Source organism: Alteromonas aquimaris (genome assembly GCF_026183695.1).
GTDB classification, from domain to species: Bacteria; Pseudomonadota; Gammaproteobacteria; order Enterobacterales; family Alteromonadaceae; genus Alteromonas; species Alteromonas aquimaris.
In genome coordinates this window covers 1-19,168 of record NZ_JAPFRD010000004.1, presented here as the reverse complement: position 1 = coordinate 19,168, position 19,168 = coordinate 1, and the positions used below count along the sequence as shown (strand labels likewise).

Below are 19,168 nucleotides of genomic sequence, written 5' to 3'. Positions count from 1 at the left end.
CTCGATGTGGGAGAGCGATTACGATCGCGGCTGAATATTCTTCAGCAAGGGGACGAAGGAAAGTTCTCGCTTGGCGCGAAATATTAAGCGCCTGGTTGGCTACATTAATATACCTGCAAATACCTGCGAGTTTGATGTAGTGGCTACAATTAATGCGCATTTTCTACCACACGAAGGCAAGGTGTTATCCCCCCGCCGCCGTTGCTTATTTCTCAGCGGGCGTTACTTACTCCCCACTTAACACATGACGATCAAACTGGGTCGTAAGTTGAGTAATGTGAGAAAGGGAGGTAGAAAAAAACGTTTTGTTGATATTTTCAAAGGTATCGCTGGGTTCATGATAGTGCGAGTGAACGTCATTGCCAAAATAGATGTAGGGTATTCCCGCGCTGGCAAACGCCGCGTGGTCGCTTGCTCTGCGCCAGTCGATTCGGCTTTCAAGTAAGCTTCTGCGGTTAATCTTTCTTGGTTGACCAACTTTTAAACGGAATGCCGAAGATGAGTGCGTCTCAATATATTGGCGTACAAATTGTTCAAAGCTCGCATTCGCAGGCGTCAAAACGTATAACTCATGCCGTTTGCCGCCATTTCCAATCATATCCACATTTACATTCAGTATAATGTGCGCGGTATTAATGAGTGTCGAGGTTAGGAAAGCCTTAACTCCCTTCAAACCGGCTTCCTCTACATCGGTAGCCATAAAAATGATGGAATGGTCAGGAGTATAGGTGGAAAAATGTGCGGCTAACGCTATCAGGGCTGCTACACCAGACGCGTTATCGTCTGCACCATTATAAATATGGCGACCTTTAGTACCCAAATGATCATAATGAGCAGTGACCACAATATACTTATCAGGATAGCGTTTTCCCTTTACCATGCCCACTACATTGCTGCCAGTTGATTCGCTCCAACCATATTCATAACTAAACTGATGGATGTAATCTTTCGTTAAAGGGGTAAGTTTAAACGAAGCAAACGTATGACTGATAAAGTCTGCGGCCTTCTCATGGCCTGGCGTACCAGGCTTTCTACCTGTCATATCATCAGCCGATAGAACTTTTAGATTTTCGACTGCCTGGTTGAGTAGTTGCGGCGACATCGGGGTCGCAGTTGCGAGATGGACGCTAATGAAAAAAAGCGTGACACAAGTGGCCGAAAATTTAATAAAAAAGTGCAACAATTTTGTATCCAGTCAGTTAATAGGTTTTTTCCACACGTTGTAAATGGGTTGTGATTTGCTTGGCATACCTAATGCTCCTGCTTTAATGTATTGGCGAGTTTACCACGTTATCATAGCTTGAAACGCCCCTCCAATATCGCGCAGAGCAGGAGAAGAAAAAACAGCTGCATCAACATGAAACGCACCCAGGATTAACCCAGCACCCAGAGTCACCCTACCGTCTCGACGAGAGGATCTGTTGCGGCCTTTATAGGCAATAACATTGTGGCGGTAACCAAAGCGTATTTCTGCATAGGGGGTTGCATTAATCGCTGCGCCGACACTTAAATATTGGCTTCCTTTGAAAAATTGGATGCCATTTTTATTTACTGGCCCCTTAGATTCGTTAAGATCCGCGTCGGCAGATAAACGATACCAGTCCCCGTTATAACTGGTACCCACCTTGAACTGAGGTCTCACTTTATAAGTGAGGGTATTGCCCGGCGCAAGTAGCTGATCGCTCCGGCTGGCAATATCATTACTGAAGATATTTTTTACCGAAAGACCCACGCGCCACGTTTCTTGTGGATCCATTGTTAATAGCAAACCCACGTCAGCTGTAACAAAATCTTTTTCAGTTCGGTAGTGGTCAGGATCAAAATCGTCATCTTTGAAAGCAACTACCCTGGTTTGGTAGTCAAAAAATTCAAGATGTACAGTTTTGATAGTGACACCGGCTGCGAGGATTTTAGCATCGTTTATGTTCCACCTTGAACCCACGGTAACCCCCGCTTCTCCCCAACCGATGGCCGCAAAACGAGCGGTTGATTGGAGTTGCTCCTTATTAAATAGCAGGGTTTGGGTTTTTAGGTCGAAGACGTCGGCGTAATCATTATCAATGGTGGTATATAGCTCCTTGGCCTCCTCGGCCAGCTCAACGGCTGCTTCAAATAACGTTTTGGCTTCCTCCACGTGTTTTTCTGCTTCGGCTATTTCTGTGTCACTGGCTTCTCCGTCCTCGATTATCGAACGTAAATCATCGCGTAATTCATAAAACTCAGCTTCTAAAATCTTGGCTTCGTCATATAAAGGTCTCACGTCCGAAACCAGTAACTGACCTAACTGCGTAAACCTTCGCAAATACTTTACATCATCCTGAGAGATGGATGCAGTTGCCCCAAAATCGAGCCTCACCAAGGTATGCAGAGATAAGGAAAAGCGCTCAAAAGCCCAACCCATCCCAATATTTGAACCAAGATGTGCACTAATACCCGCACCGTTCGTGGCTTCAAAATTGTCAATTAAACGATTGGCAGAATCGAGCGTGTTTTGTAGATAGCGAATATCGCTCTGCAACAAATCAACATCGTCGAGGGAGTCAAATTCATCAATACTTTCTTTCAGCGTGTCGACGACTTCGATAGTATCGCCGTCTTCCATTGTATCTTTTACCCTGCCTGCTAAAGCAAAACTAAAGTAAAAGTTGTCGGATGAATTTGCTCCAGAGGCCGCGCCAAGTAGCGCCGGATTATAACTTGTGGCTGATGACCAATGCGCATTCGTTGCACCCGATCCTCCACTTCCCAGCGTTTTTACCGAATGTACGAAATGCTCAATGCTCCAGCCCCAAGGACTAAACACAAGCAATGTGGTGCACATAAGTAATGTATATGGGGAGCAACAGCGAATAAGAAACATCAAAACGAGGACATGGTTAAACGAGGTAGTTTAACTATTTTTGTGCATAGTTGTCATGTAATGGGGGGGAGATTTTTATCCTGTTCGAGTATTTTCAATCAGTGCATGGTATGCCCAGCTATAACCCCTTTGGGCATTGCAATCCGCGTTTCATCAATGTGGTAAGTTTCATCTTTCTTGGCGAAGGTGTCAGATAAATAATTATGCACCGTCCCTTCCGATAAAAAGAGCTATTTGGTAATTTCCACAGTTTTCAAACCGTCTTCGGAAATTCTAATGTATTGCGTTCTTTTTCTGAGGGCGGTTTTTTTCATCAAACGCCATTTGCGCAAGGTCAGGAGCGATAACTTTTCTCTCTTACTCACACGATAAATTGCACTGATGAGATATTGTCTGACAATCTCTTTAAGAATGAAACCTTTCGCGCCCACCACTACAGTCTGTTAGATGTCACCTGATGTAGCGAATGTCGACGTTAATATTATTAAGCTTGGTAATAGAGCATTGCAGATATTTTCAGCTAAACCTAGGCCGGACATCTTCGACATCTCGATATAGGATAAATTCATATTGGGAACCGGATTGTTTTCTAGCCACTGTGATACTGGCTCTGTTAATTAACATCACGAGAAATAGGCCTTAAGGCGCGGTCCTGACGTGTTGTAATGCTTACATAGTAGTTGCGCACCGTAGGTAGCCATGCAGCCAGAGTATTCCGTGTAAAAAAGTTCACCAAATCCTATTGAGGTAAATATGGAGCCAAACTACGGCAGAAGGAATAGCTCTCTGCCGATAGCGCGGAGAAAAAGTAATAACTGTATGGAGGCGGCAGGCGACATACTCTTTCGACCCCCAAGCTCCCTTGCTGTTGTAAGGGAGGATTGAACAAAATCCGCGCCTATCTAAGGTATGCTCCCAGGTCTCGACGTGCACAGAAAGTCGGGTATGTTATATTTGGGGTAAAAAGCAACGGTTCTTTTTGCCATATTCTCACTTAGGATTTGACTGCAGTAGTTTCATACATACTAAAGGAGTTACTCTTAGCTGTGATTCTGCCATCCGCTCACCGGCGAAGGATATATTTATCTGCACCCCCTATTTTTCCAGCTGCTGGTTAAATTTACGTAAACGAAAATTATCGCTACCGGCGCCGTTTTAACAAAAAAAAAACACTTGCATCACAAAAAATAAAAGTCTAAATTATAAAAATGTAAGCGTTTACAAAATTGTTTTTTCCTTCTGCGAAATATTAACAATTTAACTTGAGCTATAATTAGGCGAGTGCTGACTTGTCCCCTAGTGGACTATAGGTAAAGGCACATCGCCATTTATGTTACTTAAGATATGAGAGCGCGTACATTGTTATCGATTTGCTTGAGTATTAAGTAAGAAGTAAGAAGTAAGGGCTTAAAAGTTCAGAAAGTATTGGCAACTAGATGCAACAGCATCAGGGGACACACATGAAACAAAACTTATTTAAAAAAACTAGAATTGCTACCAGTATGTCGTTGTTGCTAGGTGCGACAATGCATTCTGCGATAGCCCAGGAAGCAACCGCAGACGCCGATAACGATATGGTAGAAGTTATCGAAGTGTCAGGTATACGCGGTTCTGTTATCCGTTCGATGGATGTTAAACGCGCTTCTCAGGGGATTGTAGACGCAATCTCAGCAGAAGAAATGGGTAAATTCCCAGACACCAACCTGGCGGAATCGTTGCAACGTATTACCGGTGTATCGATTGATCGCCAAAATGGTGAAGGTAGTAAGGTTACCGTGCGTGGTTTCGGTCCTGACTACAACCTGGTGTTGCTGAATGGCCGACACATGCCTGCATCATCCCTTGAAGCCACTTCTGCATCGACTTCCCGTTCATTCGACTTTGCCAATATCGCCTCTGAAGGTATTGCTGGTGTCGAACTTTACAAAACAGGTAAAGCACACGTACCAACAGGTGGTATGGGCGCGACAATTAATATTCTTACCACCAAGCCGCTAAATTCTCCTGGCTTAAAAGCTACATTTGGCGTGAAAGGAGTTGTTGATGAATCTTCTGACGAAGGTGATTCAATTACCCCTGAGTTATCCGGTTTATACAGCAACACTTTTGCTGATGATACTTTTGGTGTGGCGATTTCTGGGTCTTATCAAAAACGTGATAGCGGTTATGCTCAAGCCAGTACCGGTGGTTGGAGAACGTTTCCTGGTAACATAAACGGCTTTGACTGGGCGGGTGGTAATGCTGATTGGGGTGGGTTAATTCCGGATGGTGACAACGCTTACGAAAATTACCCTGAAGAAAGTGACGTTTATAGCGTGCCGCAGAGTGTTGGCTACAACTTCCATGAAATCGAGCGTGTCAGAACCAATGGTCAGTTAACTCTGCAGTATCGTCCGGTGGACAATATTACCACTACACTGGATTACACTTATGCAAAAAATGAGGTTGACGACCGCTACAATGACGTGTCGGCCTGGTACAATTTTGGGCCGTCACGTGCTGTGTTCACAGATGGGCCTGCTGTGGCACCATTAGTTTATTCTGAAGCCTTCGGTGCGCCTGGCGACTTAGCTATGGGCGCAGGTCAGTTCTCAACCGTTAATGAAAACAAATCAGTTGGCTTTAACGTCGAATGGGAAGTGAATAGCAACCTTGAGTTAGTGTTTGATATTCATGATTCTTCTGCTGAATCTTTACCTAACAGCCCCTACGGCAGTAACAACGTCATTGGTACGGCAACATGGGTCCGTTCTGTTACAACAACCGACTTTAGTGCGGATTTCCCCGTGCTGAATATTACATATCCAGAAGGCGTATCCAACATTCGCCCACAGGATGTGCGTGTAACGGGAAGTTCATTCCGTAACAGCCAGATGCGTAGTGATATCCAACAAGCTCAGATCAGTGGTAGTTACGCCTTTGATGCAGGCGTACTGGAAAGCGTTGATTTTGGCTACAGCACATCTGAAATGAAAAACCGCTCTGCCTTCTCAAACGTGCAACAGGATAACTGGGGTGGTCTGGGCGAAGCGGGCGACATCGACCCATCTGTGTTCACACGCCAGGATATTGCCAGCCGATTCGATAATGATACCAGCAGCGATCCTGCGTTACAGCCAGAGTTTTTCGTGTGGGATTTCAACACCATTCGAGAAATCGCTGATCGTACATACGGTGCGTTGGGCCCGGTAGGTGATTGCGGCACCTCATTCTGTGCGTCTTCTGATATGACCACAGATCGTCGTACTCAAGAAGACATTGATGCAGTTTACTTACAAGCAAACCTTTCAGGTGACTTGGGTTCAATGACATGGCGCATGGCGGTGGGCGCTCGATATGAAGAGACCGATGTTACCTCGAGCGCGTTGGTTCCAACCTACACCAATATTGCATGGGCTGGTGATAATGAGTTTTCACTTATCCCCTCAGGTGAACAGGACTTTACTACGCTGGAAGGAAGTTACGAGAACTTCTTACCAAGCATTGATTTCAATTTAGACCTGACCGATGAACTAATGCTGCGTGCTTCCTATGGTAAAACCATGTCGCGTCCTGGCTATGGTTTCATTCAAGGGGGCAAAACAGTCGACTCACTGGTGCGTATAAACGGTGGTACTGGTTCTCAGGGTAACCCTGGCCTGAAGCCGTTTGAATCAACTAACTTTGACCTGGCCCTGGAATGGTATTACGACGAAGGCAGTTACGCATCCATCGGTTACTTTACCAAAGATGGGAAAAACTTTACTGCAACCGGACAAATTACTGAAACTACGTTTGATTTGCCACACCCTGCTCAGGGCGCACGTTACAATGAAGCCGTGGCCGCTCTTGGTGCGGGAGCCACCAATACGGATATTCGTAACTACATCATAGAGAACTACCCAAATACGGTTAATGCCGATGGCTTTATTCTGGGTGTACCAGGAGAAGATCCTGCGGCAGAATTCACCATCAACGTGCCGATTAACGGCAAGGAAGAAAACACTTACGGTTGGGAACTGGCAGTTCAGCACTTGTTTGGCGAATCGGGCTTTGGCGTTATCGCTAACGCTACTATCGTAAACTCTGATTTTGAGTATGATGTAGCCAGCCTGGAACCCCAAAGTGGCTTACTCGGTATCAGTGATTCAGCCAACTTTATCGGTTTCTATGATAAAGACGGTATTCAGGTACGAGTTGCCTATAACTGGCGCGATAAGTTCCTAGCGAATGATGGTAACGCACTAGGATTACGAAGCCCTATCTTTGTTGAAGACTATGGTCAGTGGGACGTCAACGCCAGCTATGCTTTCAACGAAAATCTGACCTTCTTTATTGAAGCATTGAACGTGACCGATGAAGCAGTTCGCTCACATGAACGTAACTCGCGTCAGTTAGTCAGCTATACTGAAACGGGTCCTCGCTATAATATCGGCGCTCGTTACACGTTTTAATTACCTGTTTTGGTAACCCAAAAGTAGCCATCAAATGATGGCTACTTTTAATTGCTACAACGTTGTATAGTAGTTTTGATGAATACTTCTGTGAAAAAGATTTTGATTGTCGGCGGAGGTTCCGCTGGGTGGTTAACTGCAGGTTTACTCGCTGCAGATTATCGTTTTGACAAAAGTGTTCAAATTAGTCTGGTCGAATCGCCCAATGTCAAACATATAGGCGTAGGGGAGGGGACCTGGCCCTCCATGCGCAGTACACTGCAACGTATTGGCATTGATGAAACCGACTTTATAGTTAAGTGTAATGCCAGTTTTAAACAAGGCTCCTGGTTTCATAATTGGAGCTCATCTAGTCAGCCAAATCATTATCATCATCCCTTCACCGCACCCGTTGCGGCTGCTGAATTCGATATCGCTCCATACTGGTTTGCCCACAGTGAAAATGTGGAGTTTGCCCATGCGGTATCTGCTCAACCGGCAATGATTGAGGCAGGGCTTGCCCCTAAACAAATCACCACCCCTGCTTATGCCTTTGTGAATAATTATGGCTATCACCTTGATGCAGGGAAGTTCGTCCACCTGTTGCAGCAACACGCTGTGAAGCAATTAGGAGTCACACATATTCTGGATGATGTGGTGGCGGTTCAAGGTGAGAAAAATCAACCTATACGTTCAGTAGAAACAGCCAGGCACGGTGTCATTGAAGCCGATCTGTTTATTGATTGCTCCGGATTTGCATCGTTGTTACTGGGACAACACTACGCCACCAAATTTATTGAACAACGTCATATATTATTCAATGACACTGCACTAGCCGCGCAAGTGGATTATGCCGACCCTGATGCAGAAATTGCCTCCGCCACGTTGGCGACCGCACAATCGAATGGGTGGATTTGGGATATAGGCCTACAGTCTAGACGAGGGATTGGTTATGTATATTCTTCATCGCACATCAGTGATGAAGACGCTGAACGGGAATTACGCCACTATATTGGTCAGCAGGCGAACGAGGTGGAGTTTCGCAAAATTCCTATTCGACCTGGGTACAGGGAAAAATTTTGGGTGCATAACTGCGTAGGTATAGGGATGGCAGCCGGCTTTATAGAGCCCCTTGAAGCCTCAGCGTTGGTAATGGTGGAGCTGGCGGCAAAATTTGTTAGCGAGCAACTCCCGCGAGACCCGTTCCACATGACGATTACTGCCAAAAGATTCAATCAAACTTTTCACTACAGATGGCAACGTATAATGGATTTTCTCAAGCTTCATTATGTGCTGTCAGAACGAAATGACTCTGATTACTGGCGAGATAACCGCTCGCGTGAGACGATTTCTGACTCGCTTGCTGAAATGCTTGAAGTATGGCGCACTCATCTTCCTAGTCGCTACGATGTGCCGATGGCTGAAGAGCTTTTTCCAGCAGCCAGTTTTCAGTATGTGTTGCTTGGTCTTCGGCATATGTCAGAGTTAAAAAGACAACCAGTTAAGCAAAACAATCAGCAACGTGCGATGCAACACTTTCAACAAACTGCAGTGCGAAAACAACAACTTAAGGCTGGATTGCCTGGTAATCGAGCGTTACTTAAGCAAATTCATTCCCATGGAATGCAAACAATTTAGGGTGTCCTATGGCAACAATTGAAAGATTAAATAATGTCAGCCACAAAGATTTAAAAGTGAATACGCAGCGCAGTGCCCAGCTAGGTGATAACGTAATGTTCTCGCTGAGCTTTCCCAGTGAGTTTCGTTCTGCCCAGGCTTATTATCCAATTGTGTTTCACAAGGATGCGGACACTGGGCAATTGTATCCGGTTGTGTTATTCGGCTTCCAGCAGCAAGAAAATCTATTTCTCACTGATGATAAATGGGATGCAGGGTATATTCCCTTAAACGTTGCCAGACAACCCTTTTCAATAGGGTTGCAGGATCAGCAGCGGGTGGTGAATATTGATATGGATAGCCCCCGCATAGGGAATGAGGGTGAGCCTCTATTTTTGGAATTTGGTGGTCACGCGCCTTACCTTGAAAAGGTTAGTGGTATGTTGGAAACCTTGCACCACGGGGTTGAGGAAAACAAAGGTTTTGTCGATTGTTTATTGGAATTTAAATTAGTTGAATCCTTTACGCTGGATGTAACTCTCAACGATGGTTCTCAACATCAGCTACTTGGTTTTTACACAATCAACGAGGATACACTTAACGGGCTAGCCGACGCACAATGGGCAACATTACGCACAAAAGGGTATGTTGGCCCAATTTACATGATGTTGGCATCGCAAGCAAAATTTGCCGAACTAGTCAGTCGGAAGAACAAGCTGTTAAATCTCAGCTAATGATAAACATCGACCAAAAAGTGGCTGAACATGTTTGCTCGGGCGACAGTGAGCTTAGCAAAGATATATTGCTAAGTAGTAAACCGCTGGTGCTGCGAGGACTTGCAGACAGCTGGCCGTTAGTGACGGCAGAAAAGACCAGTCACGCCGCTTTTTTAGCTAAGCTTACTGAATATCATAGCGGTGAGCCGGTGGTTATCTACGAAGGACTCGCGGAAGAAGATAATCGGGTTTTTTACAATAAAGATCTTACAGGCTTCAACTTTCAACCCGCACAATGTGACTTCTCGGCGTTTTGTAATAGATTAGTTGAGCATAAGAAACTGCTCTACATGGGCTCCACCATGGTGGACCGCTGGTTTCCGAAGTTGAGGTCGGAAAATCCCATCTCACTCACCGGCATTGACCCTTTGGTAAGCTTGTGGCTCGGCAATCAGAGTCGGATAGCGGCACACTGTGATTTTCCACAAAATTTGGCCGTTGTAGTGGCGGGTAACAGGCGTTTTACACTGTTTCCACCCGACCAGTTGGAAAACCTGTATATCGGGCCGTTAGACTACACCCCCGCTGGACAGGCAATTAGTTTAGTAGACTTTCATGCGCCTGACTTTTCCACCTACCCGCGCTTTGAAGAAGCACTCAAGAATGCTGTTGTAGCTGAGTTAGCACCCGGCGACGGGATCATCATTCCCAGCATGTGGTGGCATCACGTCGAAGGCTTGAGTCAGGTGAATGGGTTAGTAAATTACTGGTGGCGTACTTCTCCAGGATACCTTGGCAACCCAATGCTGGCATTAAAGCTGGCGATGCTTTCTATCGGACAATTACCCGAAGCGCAAAAACAAGCCTGGCGAAGCCACTTCGAACATTTCGTGTTCAATAATAGTGATGAACATCTGGCCCATATTCCCAGGCCTCAGCAAGGAATTGCGGGTGGGATTGACGAAACACAAGCGCGTCAACTACGCGCTGAATTGCTGAATAAGCTTAACCGTTAATTTTATGAGAGAGACTTTTCCATGCAAGCTCAACCAATTAAACGTGTAGTCATCGCTGGCGGTGGAACCGCAGGCTGGATGTGCGCAGCATCACTGGCAAAGCTGATGGGGAAGAATCTGGATATTCAGTTGGTCGAGTCAGACGCTATTGGCACCGTGGGGGTGGGAGAGGCGACCATTCCTCCTTTACTGACTCTGCATAAACTATTGGGAATTAACGAACAGGAATTCATGGCGGCTACGCAAGCGACTTTTAAACTTGGCATTGAATTCGAAAATTGGAAAACTGTAGGCGAGAAATACATCCACTCATTTGGCACCACAGGTCAGGATCACTGGGCAGCAGGTTTTCAACACTTCTGGTTGAAAGGAAAGCAGATGGGATTAGCCAAAGATTACGGAGTATATTGCGCTGAACTGTTGGCCGCTCAGCAAAATAAGTTTGCGGTATTACCCAATATGGGCCTTAACTACGCGTTTCATCTTGATGCCACCCGCTATGCAAAATTCTTACGCGAAATGGCGGAACAACACGGCACCAAACGTATTGAAGGTAAAATCGACCGCGTTGGCCTGTGTCATCAGTCTGGCTTTATCAAGTCGTTAACGTTAGCGTCAGGGCAGGTAATCGAAGGTGATTTATTCATAGATTGCACAGGATTCCGAGCCCTGCTGATTGAAGAAACCTTGCATACAGGTTATGACGATTGGACGCATTGGCTACCGTGCGATCGCGCTATTGCTGTACAAACCACCTCGGTAGAAGAAGCACGCCCTTATACGCGCTCAATCGCCCACCCCTCAGGCTGGCAATGGCGGATACCGTTACAGCATCGCGTGGGCAATGGACTTGTTTATTGCAGCCGTTACCTTAACGACGAAAAGGCCACGCAACTGCTGTTAAATAATATTGAAGGTGAAGTGCTTACTGAGCCAAGAGTTATTAAGTTTCGCACCGGACAACGCCGTTCACACTGGAATAAAAACTGTATTGCGATAGGTTTGTCCAGTGGATTCATAGAACCACTGGAATCAACCAGCATTCACTTGATTCAGCGAGGCATTGTGAGGTTGCTGCAGATGTTTCCTGCACGGGGAATTGTACAAGCTGATATCGATGAGTTTAACGCACAAACTCAGCATGAAGTGTTAAATATACGCGATTTCATTATTCTGCATTACCATGTAACCCAACGAGAAGACTCACCGTTTTGGCGCTATTGTAAAAATATGCCTGTCCCAGCGTCGTTAAAACACCGTTTGGCTTTATTCAAAGAAACCGGCAAGGTATTTAAAGTGCCGAATGAATTATTCGGCGAAAACTCCTGGGTACAGGTCATGTTAGGACAGGGACTAACCCCCATGCAGCACCATCCGGTTGCGGATTTGATGAGCGAAAAGGAAATGGAACATTTTCTGTCACAGATAGAACAGCAGAATTTGCGTAAGGTAAACCAACTTCCCTCACATCATGACTTTTTACAGCACTATTGTCCGGCAGAGAATACCCGGGACCCACATTAAATAAAACGCTATCTATATCGAGACAAGTACTGCTCACCTAATGACTTTCCTTGTCACCCTCTGGGCGCGGTTTTTTACAATATTAGACTGCGCCAATCCTGTTCAATTCGGCCCACTAAGCCTTCACAAAACTGGTTTAGCAAAATTAAACCGTTCACGCGCGTAGTTTGCCCACCTCAAAGCCGATTAGTATCAGCTGGATTCAAAAAATTTGGACTGACGGGTGGCTTCAGCGAGTATTAAAAACAGCAATCCAGTCTGCAGACTTTCATGAAAAGTTGAGGGGTTTGCTGGGAAAAATAGCTGCCAGGCACTATCCCGCATAAAAAGGGCGGCTGCTATTCGAAGCAGTCTTTATATATGCATAAAGTATTCGCTCTGGTACTGTGAAGTGAGGCTATAGGTGTCGCCTCGCCATAAAATTATCGAGGCCAATGGTTCATATTGGTATTGCCATACTGGCGATAGATTGAATCATTCGCGTTAGATACTTGAGCGAGAGACTTGCCCAATTCGTAAAACAAACCCACACCGCTTAATTCTTCAACTTCATTTGCATTAAGTTCTTGAACATCATTTAGTATTAAAATATCCATGATATTTCCTTATATTCTGTTTTCCGAATAATCTTTATAAAACTCATAGGCGGCATCAGCTATTGCAATAGCAACCGCCACATGGCCCCAGGTGCCTCCGGTGATGACTTCAGTTTCATTTATAGGTAGGAATTGCATAGAAAAACGTCTTGTTTTTTAAGTTGATGACCTCATCGGTCATCACAGTATTTAGCAACAAACAGGTAGCGACGTGACTGTCCATTGCGCTAGTCTTTTTAACGAACTTAATTTTTTGGTTGTGTAACCTCAGCCGAGTGAAGTGTTCGTTGGATAATAAGTAATAAGCACCGTATAAGGATGAAACAGTTTTACTCAAAATTTAATGGTAAATGGCCACGGTGGGTGTGCATTCAGGGTCACTTTTTACACTTTTTAAGGGCAGTGTAAAATTAAATACTCACTCCCCAGAGCAGTGTCAGAACATGTAGAAAATTTCGCTTTTAGCATGTCGTTCAACGAGGATAAGTTAGCTTCGAACACCAAATTCAACTAAACTCAGGCGAACTTCGCTAATGCAGCAATATTAAGTTTTGGTATGAAGCTATCCTCCATTCACTTCCTACATCTACTGTGGCTGTTTTATCTACTGGTGTTTGCTGAGCCTGCAAAGGCTCAGAAGAAAATAGAAGCTGGCATCGGCGGCTTTGCAGTTAGCTTGCCTGCGTACCCTGGTTCAGCCGATCAAAGTACCTATGTCTTACCTTTTCCTTATTTTTATTATAAGGATGATAGAGTTACCGTTGATAGAGAAGGGGTGGTAGGGAACCTCTTGGATGGAGACCATTGGGAGATTGATGTGTCTTTTTCTGGGGGCATACCCGTGCGCAGTGAGGATGCCGCTATTCGTACCGGTATGCCTGACTTGGACTGGACAGCAGAAGCAGGCCCCCGGCTACTGTACTATGTTTTAGGAAACGACGAGCGTGACGCTTATATCAGAACACATCTTTTTGTAAGAAAAGCCTATGCCAGCGATTTTCGTTCGATAAGTGACATCGGCACAAAAATAGGGCTTGGCGTAGAGGTACTTCGTAAGGTTACTGTGTTTGATGAAATTGTAACCTGGACTAATCGCCTGACTGTTAATTGGGCTGACGACCGGAATTTAAACTACTTTTATGGCGTTGCTGCACAGTACGCCACGTCGTCACGTCCTATGTTTACAACCCATTCAGGCTACGCCGGGACGGAGCTTTCGTCAGGTATCACAGTGAAAGTGGACAATATATGGCTGGGTTTTTTTGCTCGCTATCAGCACTTTGCCAATACGGCTCAGGAAAATAGTGCATTGTTAGAGGTGGGATCAAATTGGACCGCCGGTATCGGCTTGGTGTGGGTATTCTATAGAAAATAGCGTGAAAATTTCTCTTTCAAAAAGCTTTAGCGCAAATTTGAGATCAATAGGTTAGTCTTTAGCAGTCAGAGAGCGAGAACACTTCGTTCTACTGTAAATATCCGCGAGTGACCCTTATGATTCTGTATTTGGGTCAATTATCTCAATTTCACGGCTGACCTTGTAAAAGCTCGATCAGCTTATGTCGTTAGTCCACACATTAACCTTTAAGTGTGAGCCTGGTAACCCCCAGAAGTCGCCCGAAATAGGTGGAACCAAATCTGGTGATCGGGTCACAGCTACAGCAATATGTTCGCCTCCTACCAGACTTCCCTGGGTAGGATCGAACCCTTTCCACCCTGCTCCCGGAATAAATACCTCTGCCCATGCATGGGTGGACTGTGAAAGCGTGTCAGAAGGCGCGGTGTGGATATAACCGCTGACAAATCGTGCGGCAAAACCTAGTTGCCTTACCACATCGATATACAGACTTGCTAAATCCCGGCATGACCCAGTCCTTGCAGAGAGCGTGTAAAGGGTACTTTGCACGCCTTCTTCTTCTCTTACATTATATTTAATTGATTTATAAATCTGCTGATTTAGTAGCAAGAGTAACTCAAATGTTTGCATGGGTTTATCGTGTGCCCATACTTCACTTATCCAGTTATCCAATTGCTCATTGTTAGTGGTGCTGCCATCGTCTAAATAGGGCTGCAACGTTGTCTTTTCGTCCTGGGTATACTCAAACGGATAGGTTACGGCGTACTCCGCGATCAAAAAATCGTGGGGTGACACGTCATATTTCTGAACGACACTGGTACTCTCAATCATTAATCGATCGGTTGGCGCTAAAAAGGTGGCAATAGCCACCGAGTTGCTTTCCACATCACGATGCCATCGCAAAGATGCCTGCGGGGTAATATTTAATTCAAACGACTCGATATGCTGATCATGATCCTCGCGCGGCCTCAAGCGCAGCGTGTGGTCCTGTAGCTGTGCAAGACCGGAAAACTCATAAATCGTTTGGTGAATTACGCTATATCGTTTCATATACTTCTTCTGTTGGTCATATCATTCCGTCATCTTTGGGCTTCCACTACATCGTTCAGGCTCATCCCACTGCCTTTTTGATACGCAAACTACCCGTACCACTTAAATGTTCGCAAAAAACATCAATTGAAACGCATCTCCTGGAGACTGCTTTAATCATGTCATTGGTATAGGCAAGACGTACAATTAACACCACCGAAATTACCCCGTCCAACTAATGCTCCACTAAAAGAACAGCCATTCGGTTGCGGCTAGACACAATCAAGCATGGTGCTGAATCACGCCTAGGTCATCTGATTAGGTGGCAGTGTAATTAATTTTCGTAAGACATCTTTAACTGTAGCACGGATTCTTAAAGCGTCGATTATTCTCGCTAGAAGTAACTACGGTCAATGCGTAGGGCGCTTAACTCCGATGATTAGTCTGATGGCTGAGAAAGCGAACAGATACAAAACGATTTGCGTCGGTGTGTGTTAGCGCAACTATACATGATGGTACCAGAGGCCGGACTGTGACTGAGCCGATACTCGGACGTCACACCCCTACAGCCGAAGGGGGCTAACCAGTTATTATCTTTTTATAATATAAAAATCAATGAGTTGTGAATATAAAAGTTCGTTGCAAATTTTTGCAAACATAATTTCTCTTAAGTGTTTATTACAGGATTTGCAGCCACATCTTGTTTTCGCTCACTGCTCCCCTTTATTTGCATTTTATGTGTTCTTCAATGTGGACTTATTTGTCGAGTTGGTGACTGTCAGATGCTGCGCACTACTGAGTACTTAACAAATCGCCAATAAAGTGGAAACCATACAGGCGTTACTAAGCCATGCTTATGAAGAACATAGCTTGTCGACTACAGCAGGAGCCGGGTTATTGGCAGTCTCGGGTTCTACTTACCGGAAGTTGAGGGGGAATTTGTCAATTAAGCGTAAAAATAAATGTCCCCTTTTTTACTTCTTCAAGAATTTACCTTACCGTCGCTGGAAAGGCGCGACATGAACTTGGCACGGCGATTTTCTTACCTCTATAAAGCATTCGCCGAGCAGTAATTGTTGAAATTGCACCAGCAAAAAATGCTCAGTTTAAGAATCTGTGTTATTTTGCGTTAGCGCATCTGTAGCGCGCAACCAATACAGCCTCGACTGCCGCGTAATTAGGACAGCGTTGTTAAATATCCACGTAAATAGGAGAGCGATGAGTAATGGCTGACATCCATGTTCCATTTAAGGAGGATACTGCACTTGACCACTTGGTTAATATTTGTATCCGCATCAGCTCTGAGTCTAATTCGCACAAACTGCTAGAAGAAATTCTTATCAACAGTATTAAAGTGGCGAGTGCCGATGCCGGTAGTATTTATTCGGTAACCCCAGAAAAAAACTTGCGCTTTGACACCGTGATCAACAAAACGCTAGGACTACATTTGGGCGGCAGCTCGGGACAAGAAGTCAGTTTTCCTGAAATCCCCATGTACAAAGATGGTAAACCCAACAAAAAGGCAGTGGTAGCCGATGCTGCTGTGACGGGCAACGTAATAAACCTTCGGGACGTCTACGACGAGCTGCCGTACGACATGAGTGCCGCGCGCGAAATGGATGAGCGCACGGGTTACCACACCCAGTCGATGCTCACCATTCCACTTAAAGATCACACTGACGACATTATCGGTGTATTGCAATTAATTAATGCTCAGGAAGATGGCCGTAACGTTCCCTTTACTCGGCAGATTGAAACCCTGGTACGCTCATTCGCCTCGTTAGGCGCAATTGCGTTAACCAACAAATCCCTGATTTTGGGAATGGAAGCGTTATTTGAATCGTTTGCCAGAACCATCGCCAAAGCCATCGATGAAAAATCACCCCATACTGGTGGGCACTGCAAGCGGGTACCTGAGTTAACCCTGATGATAGCCGATGCGGTGCATGCGGCGAATACAGGACCTTTAGCTGACTTTAAGCTCACTGGAAATGAACGTCACCAATTAACGGTTGCTGGCTGGCTCCACGATTGTGGCAAAGTGGCAACGCCTGAGAGAGTGATTGAAAAAGCCACCAAGTTACACACCATTTTCGATCGTATTGACTATGTCGATGCCAAACTGGAAATTGTCAGTCGCGACATTGATTTAGACATAATGCAGCGCAAATTGGCGATGGTGGAAAACGGTGATCTCTCGTCGCTAGCAGCGCTTGAACAGGAAAGCGCACAACGCCATGCAGAGCTCAATAGCGAGCGCGAGATCATCAAAGCCTCAAACATGGGGAGTGAGTTTCTGTCAGACGAGGCAGTGGATGTAATCAAAACCGTGGCTAGCAAATATAAAATTAGTGTAAACAATCACATGCAAGCGGTACTCAGTGATAACGAAGTGGAAAATTTGAGCGTGCGCGCGGGCACGTTAACCTCTGAAGAGCGCGAAATTATTAAGCGGCATATGATAGTGACGATGGACATTCTAGATTCTCTGCCCTTTCCAAAACACCTTGACCAAGTCAGTGAGTTTGCCCTATGTCATCACGAAACACTGGATGGCAAAGGATACCCTCGCGGCCTGACTAAAGATGAAATGTCAGTGCCGGCTAGGGTGATGGCAGTAGCAGATATTTTCGAAGCGCTGTCGGCCTCAGACCGTCCATACAAAAAAGCCAAGCCGGTTAGTGAGTGCCTGTTTATCATGGGAACAATGGTCGAAAATAAAAAAATCGACCCTGATATTTTTCGTATTTTTGTCGAAGCCAAAGTCTACGAAGACTATATTCGCCAGCACGCAGACCCATCACAATTAGATGAAATCGACTTTAGCGCCATCCCCGGCCTGAACTAAAAAAAAGGGGGAGAGTCAATTCAACGAAATGAAAGACACAGACCAACTCACATAAGGTCGCTTTAGAGATGGTATCAGAGGCCGAACTTTGACTGGTTGCCACCCGATGGGCTGACACTCAGAAGTGTATCACTCGACACGAAGTGGCGTTGCGGGCGGCGGATTTTGAAAATTTTGTGTCTATTAAAATTACAAATTATCAATTGCTTGCAGATGTGAAAAGACACTTTGCAAATACTTTGCATAAATGCTTGCACGTTCCCACAGACATACATTGTTTGAAACACTCAACCTTAAGTTAAATAACAAAAAATTTCCGTGAGTGAGGCGTCAGGCCAAGGTCAAGTTGATGCCCGAGTGAAGCCCTCGATAAAGAAATTAGTAGACGAGCGGTGAATGCTAAGTGTAAACGTTCAGCGTCTTACTTGGGCAAGTGTGGTGAATGGAAAGCCAAGTCGTGCCGTGCACATACAGATACTGAAGCCTAAAAAAAGCTTCAAATAATTGTGGAGGTTAGTACTTACAAGGAGTTCGTCGAAAAGGAGCCAAGCAGGTACACCCAAAATACAGGTTGCGAGTACCGCTGAAAAAATACTAACGGTTAACGTAGCGTCACAAGTTTGGCATTTTATTGTTTCGTGCACTAATAGCTTTGTTTTCGTGGGCAGCCCTATATTACTCTTGCAGCAAGGACAACAACTTTCATTTATACACATCGTTATGCTCCAAAAATGAGCGTACAGCCTTAGCGGTACGCTATTACAGCTAGGGGATCATTGACTTGGCACCGTCGTACAAGGCTCCGCCGGCCATAGCTTGTGAAACAAACCTTACTGTTTTATATGAGCGATAAGCCCATACTGCTCCTACACCTACCCAGTAAAGTGCTACTATTCCTCCACTAATATCATTCGTTTCCTCGACAGTTAGTTCTCTCATTTCATATTCCTTTTCATTAAAATTCCATATTCCGCTAACTGTATATACTTGTTAGCGCAATAAAGTTTACAGGAGCTTAAAGTCAAAAGTAACTGAACTTATGTTCAATATTTTAGTTTACTGTGGTGCTAAATCGCACTGCAATTATAGCTCCCATAAAGATCACTTTGACTTACGTGATTGAATCAAACCGGGTTTGTCGGAGGCTAATTATCTTGAGAGAATTAGCCAATGAACAAGAGAGTAACGTATTCCCC

At 45.1% G+C, this 19,168-nt stretch carries 13 protein-coding genes; 7 read left to right on the top strand and 6 right to left on the bottom strand.

Going from position 1 to position 19,168, the window contains the following annotated elements; translation table 11 throughout:
- Positions 1 to 226 precede the first annotated feature (226 nt).
- Both OPS25_RS02865 and traF read right to left on the bottom strand, forming a co-directional pair.
- Positions 227 to 1,102 carry a M28 family peptidase gene (locus OPS25_RS02865; RefSeq protein ID WP_265616152.1) on the bottom strand — a complete coding sequence of 292 codons (876 nt, stop codon included), beginning with the start codon at positions 1,100 to 1,102 and terminating at the stop codon, positions 227 to 229.
- Positions 1,103 to 1,282: 180 nt separating this feature from the next.
- The gene (gene traF, locus OPS25_RS02860) at positions 1,283 to 2,803 is read right to left on the bottom strand and encodes a conjugal transfer protein TraF (RefSeq protein WP_265616173.1); all 1,521 of its coding nucleotides are present in this window, start codon (positions 2,801 to 2,803) and stop codon (positions 1,283 to 1,285) included.
- Positions 2,804 to 4,320: 1,517 nt separating this feature from the next.
- On the opposite strand from traF, the gene OPS25_RS02855 reads away from it, so the two are divergent.
- The 5 genes from OPS25_RS02855 to OPS25_RS02835 all read left to right on the top strand — a co-directional run bounded on the left by OPS25_RS02855 (position 4,321) and on the right by OPS25_RS02835 (position 12,145).
- Positions 4,321 to 7,293 (top strand): TonB-dependent receptor, encoded by a 2,973-nt coding sequence (locus tag OPS25_RS02855; protein ID WP_265616151.1) that lies wholly within the window; start codon positions 4,321 to 4,323, stop codon positions 7,291 to 7,293.
- 78 nt (positions 7,294 to 7,371) lie between these two features.
- Positions 7,372 to 8,910, top strand: coding sequence for a tryptophan halogenase family protein (locus OPS25_RS02850; RefSeq protein ID WP_265616150.1), 1,539 nt, complete (start codon positions 7,372 to 7,374; stop codon positions 8,908 to 8,910).
- 8 nt (positions 8,911 to 8,918) lie between these two features.
- Positions 8,919 to 9,623, top strand: a complete 705-nt coding sequence (locus tag OPS25_RS02845; protein WP_265616149.1) for a SapC family protein — start codon at positions 8,919 to 8,921, stop codon at positions 9,621 to 9,623.
- The gene (locus OPS25_RS02840; RefSeq protein ID WP_265616148.1) at positions 9,623 to 10,621 is read left to right on the top strand and encodes a cupin-like domain-containing protein; all 999 of its coding nucleotides are present in this window, start codon (positions 9,623 to 9,625) and stop codon (positions 10,619 to 10,621) included. Before OPS25_RS02845 ends, OPS25_RS02840 begins: the two co-directional genes overlap by 1 nt.
- Positions 10,622 to 10,642: 21 nt before the next feature.
- Positions 10,643 to 12,145, top strand: a complete 1,503-nt coding sequence (locus tag OPS25_RS02835; protein WP_265616147.1) for a tryptophan halogenase family protein — start codon at positions 10,643 to 10,645, stop codon at positions 12,143 to 12,145.
- 422 nt (positions 12,146 to 12,567) lie between these two features.
- On the opposite strand, the gene OPS25_RS02830 is transcribed toward OPS25_RS02835, so the two are convergent.
- On the bottom strand, positions 12,568 to 12,741 hold the full coding sequence (locus OPS25_RS02830) for a hypothetical protein (RefSeq protein WP_265616146.1): 174 nt from the start codon (positions 12,739 to 12,741) through the stop codon (positions 12,568 to 12,570).
- A 9-nt stretch (positions 12,742 to 12,750) separates the two neighbouring features.
- A complete protein-coding gene (locus OPS25_RS02825; protein ID WP_265616145.1) occupies positions 12,751 to 12,879 on the bottom strand; it encodes a hypothetical protein in 129 nt (42 codons plus the stop codon).
- A gap of 418 nt (positions 12,880 to 13,297) precedes the next feature.
- Between OPS25_RS02825 and OPS25_RS02820 the strand changes: the two genes are divergently transcribed.
- On the top strand, positions 13,298 to 14,116 hold the full coding sequence (locus OPS25_RS02820; RefSeq protein ID WP_265616144.1) for a MipA/OmpV family protein: 819 nt from the start codon (positions 13,298 to 13,300) through the stop codon (positions 14,114 to 14,116).
- Positions 14,117 to 14,290: 174 nt separating this feature from the next.
- Here the strand turns inward: OPS25_RS02820 and OPS25_RS02815 are convergent, their stop codons facing one another.
- On the bottom strand, positions 14,291 to 15,145 hold the full coding sequence (locus OPS25_RS02815) for a transglutaminase family protein (protein WP_265616143.1): 855 nt from the start codon (positions 15,143 to 15,145) through the stop codon (positions 14,291 to 14,293).
- A 1,204-nt stretch (positions 15,146 to 16,349) separates the two neighbouring features.
- On the opposite strand from OPS25_RS02815, the gene OPS25_RS02810 reads away from it, so the two are divergent.
- Complete coding sequence (locus tag OPS25_RS02810; protein WP_265616142.1) at positions 16,350 to 17,972, top strand: HD domain-containing phosphohydrolase; 1,623 nt, start codon at positions 16,350 to 16,352, stop codon at positions 17,970 to 17,972.
- A 765-nt stretch (positions 17,973 to 18,737) separates the two neighbouring features.
- On the opposite strand, the gene OPS25_RS02805 is transcribed toward OPS25_RS02810, so the two are convergent.
- Entirely contained in the window at positions 18,738 to 18,911 is a 174-nt protein-coding gene (locus OPS25_RS02805; protein WP_265616141.1) for a hypothetical protein, read from the bottom strand.
- Positions 18,912 to 19,168: the final 257 nt, after the last annotated feature.

Coding starts and splice junctions, on each gene's coding strand:
- OPS25_RS02810 (WP_265616142.1), top strand. CDS start 16,350: ATGGCTGACATCCATGTTCCATTTAAGGAGGATACTGCACTTGACCAC.
- OPS25_RS02830 (WP_265616146.1), bottom strand. CDS start 12,741: ATGGATATTTTAATACTAAATGATGTTCAAGAACTTAATGCAAATGAA.
- OPS25_RS02855 (WP_265616151.1), top strand. CDS start 4,321: ATGAAACAAAACTTATTTAAAAAAACTAGAATTGCTACCAGTATGTCG.
- OPS25_RS02815 (WP_265616143.1), bottom strand. CDS start 15,145: ATGAAACGATATAGCGTAATTCACCAAACGATTTATGAGTTTTCCGGT.
- OPS25_RS02865 (WP_265616152.1), bottom strand. CDS start 1,102: ATGTCGCCGCAACTACTCAACCAGGCAGTCGAAAATCTAAAAGTTCTA.
- OPS25_RS02805 (WP_265616141.1), bottom strand. CDS start 18,911: ATGAGAGAACTAACTGTCGAGGAAACGAATGATATTAGTGGAGGAATA.
- OPS25_RS02850 (WP_265616150.1), top strand. CDS start 7,372: ATGAATACTTCTGTGAAAAAGATTTTGATTGTCGGCGGAGGTTCCGCT.
- OPS25_RS02835 (WP_265616147.1), top strand. CDS start 10,643: ATGCAAGCTCAACCAATTAAACGTGTAGTCATCGCTGGCGGTGGAACC.
- OPS25_RS02825 (WP_265616145.1), bottom strand. CDS start 12,879: ATGCAATTCCTACCTATAAATGAAACTGAAGTCATCACCGGAGGCACC.
- OPS25_RS02845 (WP_265616149.1), top strand. CDS start 8,919: ATGGCAACAATTGAAAGATTAAATAATGTCAGCCACAAAGATTTAAAA.
- OPS25_RS02840 (WP_265616148.1), top strand. CDS start 9,623: ATGATAAACATCGACCAAAAAGTGGCTGAACATGTTTGCTCGGGCGAC.
- OPS25_RS02820 (WP_265616144.1), top strand. CDS start 13,298: ATGAAGCTATCCTCCATTCACTTCCTACATCTACTGTGGCTGTTTTAT.